General features: G+C 61.9%; 6 protein-coding genes. 1 reads left to right on the forward strand and 5 read right to left on the reverse strand.

Features of this window, described 5'->3' with window-relative positions:
* Window positions 1–230: 230 nt before the first annotated feature.
* The 3 genes from H0921_RS03380 to H0921_RS03390 all read right to left on the reverse strand — a co-directional run bounded on the left by H0921_RS03380 (window position 231) and on the right by H0921_RS03390 (window position 8546).
* A complete protein-coding gene (locus H0921_RS03380) occupies window positions 231–2150 on the reverse strand; it encodes a hypothetical protein (protein ID WP_194536583.1) in 1920 nt (639 codons plus the stop codon).
* Window positions 2151–2718: 568 nt separating this feature from the next.
* Window positions 2719–4137, reverse strand: coding sequence for an ABC transporter permease (locus tag H0921_RS03385; RefSeq protein ID WP_228498914.1), 1419 nt, complete (start codon window positions 4135–4137; stop codon window positions 2719–2721).
* A gap of 347 nt (window positions 4138–4484) precedes the next feature.
* Complete coding sequence (locus H0921_RS03390; RefSeq protein ID WP_194536584.1) at window positions 4485–8546, reverse strand: hypothetical protein; 4062 nt, start codon at window positions 8544–8546, stop codon at window positions 4485–4487.
* A gap of 726 nt (window positions 8547–9272) precedes the next feature.
* Here H0921_RS03390 and H0921_RS03395 point away from each other — a divergent pair.
* On the forward strand, window positions 9273–10676 hold the full coding sequence (locus tag H0921_RS03395; RefSeq protein WP_194536585.1) for a M20/M25/M40 family metallo-hydrolase: 1404 nt from the start codon (window positions 9273–9275) through the stop codon (window positions 10674–10676).
* A 50-nt stretch (window positions 10677–10726) separates the two neighbouring features.
* Here the strand turns inward: H0921_RS03395 and H0921_RS03400 are convergent, their stop codons facing one another.
* Both H0921_RS03400 and H0921_RS03405 read right to left on the reverse strand, forming a co-directional pair.
* Entirely contained in the window at window positions 10727–11785 is a 1059-nt protein-coding gene (locus H0921_RS03400; protein WP_194536586.1) for a galactose-1-phosphate uridylyltransferase, read from the reverse strand.
* 115 nt (window positions 11786–11900) lie between these two features.
* Window positions 11901–12482: a hypothetical protein gene (locus tag H0921_RS03405; protein WP_194536587.1), complete on the reverse strand. Its 582-nt coding sequence runs from the start codon at window positions 12480–12482 to the stop codon at window positions 11901–11903.
* Window positions 12483–12599 lie beyond the last annotated feature (117 nt).

Here is a 12599-nt window from a genome sequence, read left to right on the forward strand (position 1 = left end):
TTCCACGACTTCCACTTGGGAAATCGAATGTGCTTATGTGTCGGACTCCATCAGGGAAGCCCACGCTTCGGCTTCACAGGCGATGCAGTGGCCGATCATCGAAGACGGTTCCACGGGCGGCTCGACCACTCCCAGAGCGGGGAATGCGGTCATGTGCGTTTGAGGAATCCTTGACCGCTCATCCCCATTGACGTCAGGGGCAGGAAGCCGTCGGAGCAGGGCTTAGGCTATCACTTCTGGCGTTGCAATTCCCACCACTGTTTCCAGGCTTCCACCGCAAGGCGTTTGTCGTGAGCGGAGGCGAAGGGCGGCGGCCCGAAGTCTTGTCCGGTGAGGGCCTTTAGCCCCGCTTTGGCCGCCCGCACCACCAGCTCTTCTTCATCGAGTAGCACCTCGATCAAATCCGGGATGTGGGATTTGTCATCTTTCATCGCCATGGCGAGGACTGCTGCTCGGCGGAGTTCCGGATAATCCTTGGCTCGTGAATAAGCCCGCAAGGTCTCCGCACTCAGGCGGGTCAAACGTTCGGCCAGGGCAGTCCGCACATCGAGCAAGCGGACCCCTTCGAGGCGATCCGCCGCCAGTGCCAGAGCTTGCGTGTTGACGCTTCCGTTGCTGTCGCGGATTTTACGCAGAGTGACCGCCCACTGGCTCTCACTACTCCGCAGCAAAGTGGCGGCGAGCGTGGCCGCTTCGCTGTTCAAGTAAGAAGGACTGGCGGCTTTGGAAGGACGCCCCACACCCGAAGGCGTACCGCTTCCCGACGGACCGGGACCCGCTCGCATTTCTGTGTTGATGTCATTTTGGACTTTGCCGGACAAATCCCGCGCCAGGTTCGACTTGCACAAAACGAGGATCGCAAAGGCCGTATTGACCTCTGGGTCATATCCGCCGACTTCCCAGGAACCATCCGCCGCTTGCGTCATCACCAAAGTCGTGGAAACCGCTTCGTACCAATCGATGTTGGCAATGACATCGAGGCCGTAAATCACACCGACCCGCTCCAGCGACCAGAGGAAGTAGAAATCGTTGCGCCCATGCCCTCCACCCTGTCCGCCGAGGACGAAGGCACTGCCGCCTCGGCCATCCGGGCGCACGGAGTTGTGGAGCACCGCACCCAAGGCCGCGAAGGCAAACTGGGCCGCTCGGTCCCGCGCATCCAACCGCAGCTTCCCCTTCTCTTCCGCTTTGGGTTCGGCCGTTTTCTTGGGCGGTGGCGGAGAGGCAGGGTCCGGCGGCTGGAAGAAGGGATCATCCGGGGTGGAGGCTCCCTCCTTCGGTTTCTCTGGCATCTTCTTCGGAGCGGGTTCTTCCGTGGCTTTCAGGCTCCGCTCTTGCCGCCGAGCAATGCCCGTCGCCAGGCCCAAGAGTCCCGCGCAGATCATGGACGGCGACCCTTCCTGGACGATGGCCACGGAAGCGCCCGCAGCCGGGCCGGTATAGGGCCATCCTCCCGTGCGTGTTTGGGTGAGCAGGAAGCGCCGCTCCACCAGGTCCAAAGCCGTATCCACCGGCACGCCGTGCTTGCGCGCCAGCCACAAGGCCAAGACGGCAAATTGTGTGTTCGAGTTGTCATCCCCCACACTGTTCTGCGGATTGCGGCGGCTGAACAGAACTTGGGCATAGCGTTCGATGTCGGGATGCATGCGGCCCGCTTGTCCCATTGGCTTCACGGCTCGCAAAAACTGCACTTCTTTCGCGCTCACCTCCGCGATGCAGCCGTAACCCCAACCCCCTGTTTGGGTCTGGCCCACGAGAAGCCGCGCCGCCAAAGCTTGAATCAACGGGACATCGTTCGGGTCCCCCAAGCGGTCGAGATACATCAGGCAGAGCGAAATCTGGTAAGTCTGGACCTGGGTATAGGCTGCCTCCCGGACAATCCGGGTGATGTTCTGCACCGCCGGGTCTGTGGGCGGCACCCCCGCCTCCAGCAAGGCTAACCCCGCCAGACACGTCCCGCCCAGAGCATGATTGAACGGAATGTTGATGTTTGGCCCCGCGTTGGGCTGGAGATACTTCTTCTTGATCCAAGCCACGCCGCGCTGAATCGCCGCATCCACCTGTTTCGGATCCGCCGCACGCGCCGGCGCAGCCATGTATACGAGCAGCCCGAGGAGAATAGCCAAAAGTATGCCGCTTTTCCGCATCATGAAGCCTCCCGTTTTCGCGGCTGATATGAATCCCGCAACCCGATGATCCCTCGGATTCCACTTCCTGAGCGCAAAGGCATACGGCACAGACGCCGCTTCCCCCTTGCCTTTCCAGTGTATCACACCCGCCGTTGCCGCAACAGGGGCAGATCGAGCCTCCCCAAGCGATCCGCTGCCTTGGCCGCCCCGACTCGTGCCGTCGAAACGGCGAGCAATCCCACGCCGAACAGGATGGTGATTCGTAGTCATGGCTGGTACCTCCTTCGTATTGGACATTTTTCCATTTCGCTGACTTCAACTGTAAATATGTCCCATAAATTCGCCGCTGTCAAATCGAAAAATCCATTTTTTCCAAAAAAGTGAAAAACGGCCTGTTTTCAGGCTTATTTTGATGCCCTAGGCCGGTCGGACCCCCAAAACGCGAGTCTGTTCCGTTTCAGGACACCCGGCCCTTCCCCGGGGTTCACCATGCGATTGCAAAAGGCACGCTGAGCCGCAGCGTTACAGCTTACGGCCTTAGAGAAGGCTGCGGGGGCGGAGGAAGGGGAAAATCTCCAAGCGGCTCAGGTTATTCGTGGCGGAGGGCTTCGATCGGATCGAGCCGGGAGGCCCGCCAGGCGGGGTACAAACCAAAGCCAACTCCGACCAGGACGGAAAAGATCAACGAGACGAAGATGATGGGTACGTGCACTTTCGCTGGCAAGGGACTGCCCGTGAACCAACCCCACTGGAGCATCTGGGACCAGAGGGCCGGGACGGCATACACCATCGCCAGTCCGATGAGCACGCCGAGCAGACCGCCCAACGTCGTCTGAACGACGGCTTCCACGAGGAATTGCAGGACAATGTCCCGCTGTTTGGCTCCCAAAGCTCGGCGGATGCCGATCTCACGCGTCCGTTCCGTGACGGTGGCCAGCATGATGTTCATGATGCCGATGCCGCCGACGAGCAGAGAGATCGAGGCGATCATGGCCATCAGGGTGATGAAGCGGTTCTTGGCCCGCTCCGCCTCTTCGAGGCGGTCCAGGGGAATCGTGACGGCCCAATCGCGCTTGGGGGCATGCTCTTCTTCCAGGATTTGTTTGATGGCATCGCCGACAGGCCGAACGAGGTCGATATCGGACACCGTGAGCGTGATCTGGGTATATTGGACCTTTTCGTTGATGCGGGAACCGGAAGTCCGGACCGAGATGATCTCGCCGAAGCGGGCAAAGCTGGTGTGGAGGGGGATGTAAATATCATCGTTGAAGTCTTCCGCGGCTTGGGAACCGCCGCTGCCGCCCGTGGGCATGCGCTCGCGGATGACCCCCACGACCTGAAATTCAAAGGAACGCATCAGGATCGAACGACCAAGCGGGTCTTCAAAGGGGAAGAGTTTGTCCGCCACCGCTGAGCCGAGGACGCAGACGTTTTTGCGTTCCCGGTCGTCGATGTCGGTCAGGAAACGTCCCGATGCTAGTTCAAAACGGTGGATGTCGGCATATTCTGGCGTCGTGGCGATGACACGGGCGTTGGCCATGCGCTCCAGATAGCGGGCTTCCGTGGGCAAAACCCGCAAGGGGACGATGCGCACGATCGCATCCCCGAACGTCTTGAACCGTTCCAGGTCCCGGCGGGTCAGCCCGTAGGTGGTCACCCAGGTACGCGTCGCCGTGGCCGAATCATCCGGCGGCTTGACACTGCGAATGATGATGTTGGTCGCTCCTTGCCGCTTGATGTCCTCCAGGGCGTCCTGCATCGATCCCTCGCCGAAGGCCATCAGGGAGATAACCGAGGCGATTCCAATAATGATGCCCAAGACCGAGAGAAAAGACCGGAGTTTGTGGAGCCAGAGGCTTTTGATGGCCAAGGCGATATTGCGGCGGAGCTTGATGATCGCGGCGCGTTGCGCCCAGGAATTGGAGGCGATGAGGGCCACGAAGGCCGCTCCCGCGACTGCGAGCAAAAGCCAGAACCACCAGGGGAAATCGGAGTACATTGGCAGCATGGCAACTCCGTGGGAGCCGAACGAGCACAGTCGACCGCATCCGCAGGCGCTATTCGCCGAATCGCAGGAGGGAGGACAGCGAGAACTATCCCTTCGCTTGGTGACAATCCAGGAGCACGAATCGTGCGCCCCCTGGTTGTTTACGGAGCTATTATAGCAGGTAACCCTGCCTTCCACTGCCGAAACTCCTTCACGCAGCACTCCCGAAATGTCCCAGGGGCGTTCCTTTCGGAACGGCTCAGCAAAAAAGCCAGCTCCAGACAAGCCGCAGGGAAGCCTGTCTGGAGCCGAGTGTGAGGTTCGGATGCCGGCGGATCACATCGGCGGGGTGGAAGTTGAACCGCGGGTCATTGCCCCAGCGGCGGCCGGCCTTCCGTCTGGAAGATCTCCTCCTCCGAATTGATGATGATCCGCGGCGTGACCATGATCATGATGTGTGTGGTTTCCCGGCCAATGCCGACATTTTTGAACAAGCGGTTCAGGTAGGGAACCTTGCTCAACACTGGCGGTCCGAACTCGTTGCGTCCTTCCGAGACTTGCTTGAAGCCGCCGAGCAGGACGGTCCCGCCATCGGGGCAGACGACCGTGGTGTTGATGTTGAGCGTGGTAAAGGCCGGCTGTTGCAGGAACTGTGTGAACGGCACCGGTTGTCCCTGGCTGCCTCCCTCAAACACAGGGATGACGAAGGTGGTGAAGGGGAAGAGGGGCACGTTGGCACCGGTCTGAGCGCTCATCGTGATCGGCATGTTGAGGCGGACGAAGCGCCGATCCGCAGAAATCACCCCCTGGATGGTGATCGAGACGATACCCCCCTGGTTGAAGTCGCCCGGTCCGGGGAAGGGTACGTTCTGCGGCACGAAGACCAGTTGGCCGTTGACCGAGATCACCTGGACGTTGGTCACGAAGAACTGGAGGTTGGAGACTGTCAGGGTCGCCGTCTGGCCGTTGAAGAGGGTCAGTTTCGGCGCTTGCATGACGTTGACGCGCCGGTCGCCTTGGGCAGCCTCCATGAACATATACACCTGGATGTCGTTGAGGAAGGCCAGTCCCAACGCGATGCCGCCGTTGTTGCCGGGCATGTTCGGATAACCGCCAAAGGGCGGGATGGCCATTTGGAAGTTCCGCGGGCGGATGGGCACGTCCAGGTCTGGAGTGAAGGTGCCGGCGGGCGTCAAGCCGACCGTCACACCCCGCGCGTTGATGTCGTTGATGAAGGGGACAGGGCGGAAGACACCCGAAAAGCCCGTGTTGGGATCGACGGCGGTCAATTGCGGCTCGAACTGCGTCGTGTGGGTCTTGATGTTCATCGAGAAGTCCAGACCCATTCGCTCGAACCAGCTTTCCGAGACCGAGACGATACGGACTTCGACGGCCAGGGCCAGGTCCTGGAGCCGGCGCAAGGCTTCGAGCAGGTCCTCGACTTCCCGGATGACGTCGGCGGTTTGATTGACCACCAGGGCGCTGCTAACGTCGTAGTACTGGATGCGTCCGGCACCGCCCATGCCATCCCAGGTGTGGGGTTTGATCAAGCTGGTGATGAGCTGGATGAGTTGCTCATGGCGGCTGTTCTGCTCCGTGGTCACAGGAGCCGAGGCGCTGACCGGCCCGCCGGATTGCCATTGGCTCTCCAGCCGTCCCGCTTGACTGAGGGGTACGCCGCCGTGGATGCCCGGCTGCAAGCCCGCCGTCATCGAAGCTGGCAGACCGCCTCCCAGACCGCCGGGAGGATTCAACGGCGTAGGCAAGCCGCTGGCGCCGATTTGGGCTTTGGCCGCGCTATTGGCGAACATCTTGTCCACGTTGGCGTAGTCCGGCATGGCGAAGTTGGGGATGGGAGTCACCAGGTCCGCCACGGCGAAGACTTTGGTGTAAAGCCGTCCCTTGGCCTTGCGCGTGGTCGTCACTTTGACCATGTCGTTTTCGATGACGTAGCTCAGTCCCGCTTGCTCCAGGGTGAAGCTGAGCAGGTGCTTGGCGGCGACCGGGTAACCGGGTTTGACCGTCACTGGCTTGACCGGACTGAGACCCTCCGCCTCCAGAGCAGCTTCGTCGAGCAGGATCGGCACTCCGATGAGGGTCTTGAGGTTTTCGATCGCCTGGTTGATTGGCGTCTGGGTGAATTCGATCTCGATCGGTTTGTTGAGCTTCAATTCGATGTCGTATTCCGCCTCGGAGCGGGTCTTGAGGTAGGCGTCGTCGAGGGAGCCGCGGTTGCGCGCGCGACGGTAGGCTTCGAGTTTGACGGCGACGGGATTGTCCACATCGACGAACGGCCCCGGTTGCTCCGCCTTGTTGAGGGCGTCCAGCACAAACTGCTCCTTGTCGCTTTTGAGTTTTTCCGCTTCGCGGACGCGTTTGCTCATCTTGGCCATGTACACAAGCTGGGCCAGGGCGGGATTGTCGGGGTCCAACTGCTTGGCCTGCAAGGCGACTTTTTCCGCTTCGCTGAAGTCGGCCCGCTTGACCAGCTCGTGATAACGGCGGACCAGTTGCGTGATCTCGGCTTTGCGTTGCTCTTCGGCAGCGGCTCGTCCGGCGATCAACTCGCGGGCCTCGCGGTTCTCCCGCTGCTGCCGGGCGATGGCATCCGTCTGGCCTTTCATGACCCGGAAGGTGTCCAGGCGGCTCTCAATGGGCCGGAGCAACAGAGCGATGCTCGACGCATCCAGGTCAGAAGCCCGAACTTTTTGGATGTAGTCCTGAAGCATCTGGATCGCCAGGTCGGTTTCCCCGTTGCCAAACGCCTTGGTGGCTTCCGCTTGGACCTTCAGCCCTTCACTGCGGAGCTTTTGGAATTGGACCTGCCGCAGGGCTTCGGTTTGGGTGGCCACCGATTCGGGATTTTTGGGTTGTGCCGGGTCGGAGGGAACCGGTGAAGAAGGCGATGGGGTGCTGTGGGCCGCCCCGGAAGTACCGCTCTTTTCCAGTTCGTTGCGGCAGAGAGTGAGCAATTCTTCGCGTCGGGCCTTTTTGTCCGCCGGTAAGTGATTCGGATCAATGAGCAGGAGCACGCCGAGGGCCTGATTGTAGTCGCGTTGCTGCGTCGCCGTTTCAGCGGCTTCCAGGGAACGCAGGGCATTGACCTTTTTCTGGGCCAGGCGTTCCGCGTCGATGGAATTGAGCAAGGCGCGGGCTTCGTTGTGCAAACCGCCATCGGGATGATTATGGGCCTTGAGGGCGAGTTGTTCGGCGATGTCGAGCCGTCCCGCGGCGAACTCCTGGGCGGCCTGATCGAGGAGTTGCCGGGCGGTCAGTCCGGCGGGAGACTGGGGAGCGGCAGGAGCACCAGGTGAAACGGGAGCCAAGGGCGGCACAGGAGCGGCCGGTGGTGGAGTCGGCCCCGCTCCTCCAGCAACAGTTGCGGAAGTACCGCCGCGTATTTGGGCACGCAATTCGTCAATCGGCCGGGAGTGCAATCCCAACTGACCGGCGATCTGGGCCGCGCGCTGGAGGGCCGTCTCGGCCGCGGAGGTTTCGTTTTTGTTCAGATGGGTCCGGGCTTGGGCCACCAGTTGATCGATGGCGCGCTGGCCGCGAGCATTGAGGTCCTGCAAGGCGTAGGCCGGGGAGTACTCCTGCGGTCCGAAACTGGCTCCGAGGCGATCCGCTTCAAGGAAGCGGGCCTTAGCGGCGGCAAATTGTCCCTCGTCCGCCAAGCGTTTCCCTTCGGCGAGGAGCCGCTGAGCGGCGGCCTTTTTGCTGTCGGCGGTGGCGGGCGGCGGAGAAGCAGCGGGACGGCTCGGCGTCGAACCCGTCCCCGCCGAGTGGGCCGGCGTGAGCGAGGAAGGGGTCTGTCCCGGCCGGACCGAGGCGGTGGTGACGCCGTGCGGTGTACCGGGCGGAGTAATGGGCGGCACATTGAGCCGGGCACGGGCCGCTTGAATCTGCCGGATGAGCTTGTCCGGGCGGTCGCCGAAATCCCAGATGGAGTAGGGGCCGTGGAGTTGTTCCGCCCGCTGAGCCAGTTGCAAGGCCCGATCGAGTTGCTCGGCTTTTTCGCGGTCCGAACGCGCTGGCTGGGCCAGTAGTGCCTTGGCCTGACGGAGGAGTTGTTCGGCCTCCTTCTTCTGGGCTTTGGCCACAGCGGCCTGGATGTCTTTGAGCAGCGCCTGCGGGGTGTCTTCAAACAAGCCCCAGCGTCCACTCGGATTGCTGGCTTCCGCGGCACGGGCTAAATCCTGGGCACGGTCGAACTGCCCCGCTTCCAAGGCCCGCCGCCCTTCCCGCAACAAGGCACGGGCATCCCGACCCGGCATGCTCTTGGCTGTGACTCCACTGGGAGCAGCCCCGCCCTTGGTTCCCAGTCCTTGCGCTTCGAGCGTTGCGGCTGACAAGCCACACAACAGCGGCGCCACCAGCAAGCGGACGGCATAGCCACGCCCGCTCCACGTCCTTGCCCTACTCACCATGGCCTCCTTCCCCTTTGCCGGGTGATCTGTGGACCGCGATCTCTCACGACCGTCATCCCCCGATGTCTCGATCGTGAGGCGTCCCCTCCGGCGGACCTCGGCCACCCCCTGCTGGATACGCTGGCCGATCTCCCTCCATCCGCCGACGAGACGCTGCCGCGTCGGTTCCTCCAATCAAGCACCGGCCTATAACGACCCCCTTCCCGCAAGTCAAGCATCCCATCACTTTTTTTGGCACTTTCTCCCCAAATTTTTCCCCTTCCATCCCGCCAGGACGGTAAACCACGCAAGACATGGCCAACCCCGCAAAATTGCCCCCGTTCCGCAGAAAACATCTCACTCCGTATGATGGGTAAACTCGAAAGGAACAGAAGTTGCTCGTCCCCCGCCGCTCCTTCCCCGGAGCTAAGCCAGGAATCGTCAACATACCCCTGGGAACCAAGGAATCACAAACCACGGGAGGGGACCTTGGGGGGCTTTGAGCACACCGCGGCCATCGCTCAACACGCGGCGGCCATCAATTCGGCTGAAATGGCAGCAGGCGGCACAGCGCTGTTCCGGACCGCCTTGGAGAGGAGAATCCGCTAGAATGTGCTCAGAGAGTTATGGGACGCTCCCGCGCGACCCGCCATAAAGGTCGAGGAGCCAGACGGTATCCTAGAATTGGGGAGCTGACGCCAGACGCAGCCGTCCCCATAGGCCGGACAGAAGAGGAGGTGCTGCCCTATGCTGGAAACCGCGTTGAACTGGCTGCAAAAGAACCACGAAGAGATCGTGCGGAACCTGGCCGAACTCGTGGCCATTCAGAGTATTAGCACGGACGGGGAACACCAGGCCGAGATCGAACGCACAGCCCAGTTGACCTGCGAGCAGATGCGCCAGGCCGGCCTGCACAATGTGGACATCCTCCGCATCGGCGGTTCTAACCCTTACGCCTACGGCGAGTGGCTGGAAGCCAATGGCAAGCCGACGGTGTTCCTCTATGCCCATCACGACGTTCAGCCCATCAACTACGTGGAGCAATGGAAGACGGACCCCTGGAAGCTAACGCGGCGGGATGGCCGACTCTTTGGGCGCGGTTCCGCCGATGATAAGGGAGCTATTGCCGCTTTTCTCGGCGCGGTCGCCGCCTATCGCAAGACAGGGAATGCTTTGCCCGTCAACATCAAAATGCTGGTGGAGGGGGAAGAAGAGGTCGGCTCGAAGAACTTGATGAAGTTTTTCGAGATGTACAAGCAGAAGCTGCAATCCGACGTGATCGTCGTATGTGACACCGAGAACATCGAAGTGGGGGTCCCCAGCATCACTTATTCCTTGCGGGGGATCGTCATGGTGCGTGTCGATGTGGTGACGGCCCGCACCCCGATTCATAGCGGCACCAGCGGAGGGGGTATTCCCGATGCCGCGATCGCCCTCAACCACATCCTCGGACGGCTCTATTGGGACAACGGCCCCCTGCCGATCCCGCATTTTTACGACGATGTCCGCCCCCTGACCGAGCGGGAACGGGCAGCCTTCACCCGCCTCCCCTTCGACGCCCAGAAACTGCGGCAGGAAATCGGGATGGTTCCTACCGTCCGCTTCGCCATGGAGGAAGGCTACAGCTTCTATGCGCAAACCTGGCGGCGTCCCGCCATCACGGTGATCGCGCAAGAGGCCAGCTCCCTCAAAGGGGCCTCCAATCAGGTCCTGCCGCGGGCCTCGGCGATCGTGAGCTGCCGCATCGTCCCTGATCAGAAACCGGAGAAAGTCCTCGCCGATCTGACCGCCTTCCTCACCCACGATCCGCCTTGGGGCTGTGAGGTCCACGTCACTCCCTACGGTCCCTCCGTGGATTGGTGGATGATCGATCCGAGCGGCCCGGCGTTCGAGGCGGCTTTGTCGGCCTTACGAGAGGGTTACGACCGGGACCCCGTGCCCATCGGTTGCGGCGGTACAATCGGGTTTGTCGGCCCGCTGTCCCAGCTCTTCGGCGGCGCCCCCGCCCTGCTCTTGGGGATTGAAGACCCGGCCAGCAACGCCCACGCCCCCAACGAAAGCTTGCATGAAGGCGACTTCCGCAAGCTCATGGCTTCTCTGGTACGGCTTTTCGACAACCTGGGCCGGCTGACACCGGAGCGCATCCGCTGACCGCAAGCACTTGCCTTGCGTTCGCCCCTCGATGTCCACCCCCTCCTCCGTCACGGGAGCGGGGGGAGATGTTGCCGCAAAGTCGCAGCCGCCTCCTCCGGCGTAACCGCCACGATGTAGCAACCAAAGCCCCACTCCAGTCCCGCCGGGCGGGTCAAGCGAGGTAATAACTCCACGCGCCAGTGCAGGTGGTCTACGCCGTCGCCCTGCCAGGGGGCTGTTTGGAGAATCCAGTTGTAGGCGGGTTGGTGGCAGGCATCATCTAAAGCCGCCAGAACCTGATGCCAGATTTGAGCCAGTTCCTGGAACGCGGTCGGGTCCTGGTGCTCAAAACGTGCCTGATGACGGAGGGGAGCCAGCCATAGTTCATATGGAAATCGCGGGGCATTAGCCGCCAAAACCGCAAAATGTTCGCTGCGGGCAATGAGGCGGTGTCCTTTGTGCAGTTCGCGCTCCAGAAGCGCACAGGTCAGGCAGCGTCCTGTACGCTCAAGGTAGGTCCGGCATACTGCACTTTCCTGAGCCAGGGGGCGGGGGAGCAACGGCAGAGCAATGATCTGCGAGTGGGTGTGCGGCAAAGATGCTCCTGCCTCCGCGCCGACGTTTTTGAACACCGCCGCACAGGTCCATGTCCCCTCCTGCGCCAAGGCCAGCAAGCGGTCCTGGTAGGCGCGGAACAGATCGGCGAGTTCGGCCAGGGTGAGCCGCTTGGGATCGTCGAGATGGCGGGGAGTTTCGATGACCACCTCGCTGCGGCCCATCGCCGGAGCCTCGGCTTGAGACTCATCAGCCTGGCAGTAGGGCGTTCCGAGATCCGGACGCACCGCAGGATACTTATTGGGAACGACCCGCAGGCGCCAAGCCGCCGTTCGATCCCCGCTAGGATCAGCCGGATAGGTGAGCACCGCCGGCGGGGTCTGATCTTCACGACCGGGACAGAAAGGGCACAGCGCCGGATCATCCGGGAAGCTTTGGCGGGGTAACATCCCTAGGCCGACTTGGGGGCGGGCGGACCGTTCCGGAGCGAGAATCGTCCAGTGGCTGCGGAAAGGATCGCGGCGGAACTGCGGCGGCTGCGGCATAAGCAGATCATCTGACGCTCGAAACACGGAACACCGGCAAATCCCGGCGGCTGCTCCGGAGACATTCTTAGCGATCGCCCCCGGGAAAGAGTACCACATCGGACCGAGTGGCGGGAACCTGTCAGTGCCCGGTGCAATCCCGTCAGCGGCCTGTGCCAAAGGTTTGGCCCGTTGGTGGAGGAGCCACGGAGGGAACCACACCGGCTGAACCTGGAGGTGCCACGGGTACGCCACCGGCCGGTTGGACAGCATGCGGGCTGCCCGGTGAAGTGCCGTTCGCCGCTGGCCGTGGTCCCGCGGCGGGGCTGCTATTGCGGGGCTGCGGATTCCCCGGGGCCGGTGGATAATGCGGGCTAGCAGCGCGGCGATAAGCTATCCGCCATTCCGTCAGCTCGCGGGTCGTGGTAATCCCTGCCAGAAAATCCGGACCCACTTGCTGATTGTTATTCGTCTGCTGCCCAACGACCACCTCGCGCTCTTCCAGGATTTCGTAATGCGGCCCGACATGCTGCGTGATCAAATCCAACGCTGCCTGCCGGTAATAGGTGGGCCAGTGATTGCTGTTTTCCGGGATGGCCACAACACCCCCATCGGCATGCCGTTCCACATAGCGAGCCGTGGCGCATCCGCTCAAATTCGCGATCACTCCCACGGCCAGCAATAAGCTGATCCAACGCTGATTCACATTCCGAACCGCCCACGTTTGAGGTGCTTGGCTTGCCATCTGCCCCCTCCCATGCAACAAACCCTATGGAACCTTTCCCCCTCGATAGTTCCGAATATGCCTTGAAGCGCCCGCTCTATAACGGCGGCTTTTCGGGGTGTCGAGAGGAATTTTGCA

Source organism: Thermogemmata fonticola (genome assembly GCF_013694095.1).
GTDB classification, from domain to species: domain Bacteria; phylum Planctomycetota; class Planctomycetia; order Gemmatales; family Gemmataceae; genus Thermogemmata; species Thermogemmata fonticola.

Bases quoted from the DNA above. Each gene is read 5' to 3' on its own strand.
- H0921_RS03380 (WP_194536583.1), bottom strand. From the start codon at position 2,150: ATGATGCGGAAAAGCGGCATACTTTTGGCTATTCTCCTCGGGCTGCTC.
- H0921_RS03385 (WP_228498914.1), bottom strand. From the start codon at position 4,137: ATGCTGCCAATGTACTCCGATTTCCCCTGGTGGTTCTGGCTTTTGCTC.
- H0921_RS03390 (WP_194536584.1), bottom strand. From the start codon at position 8,546: ATGGTGAGTAGGGCAAGGACGTGGAGCGGGCGTGGCTATGCCGTCCGC.
- H0921_RS03395 (WP_194536585.1), top strand. From the start codon at position 9,273: ATGCTGGAAACCGCGTTGAACTGGCTGCAAAAGAACCACGAAGAGATC.
- H0921_RS03405 (WP_194536587.1), bottom strand. From the start codon at position 12,482: ATGGCAAGCCAAGCACCTCAAACGTGGGCGGTTCGGAATGTGAATCAG.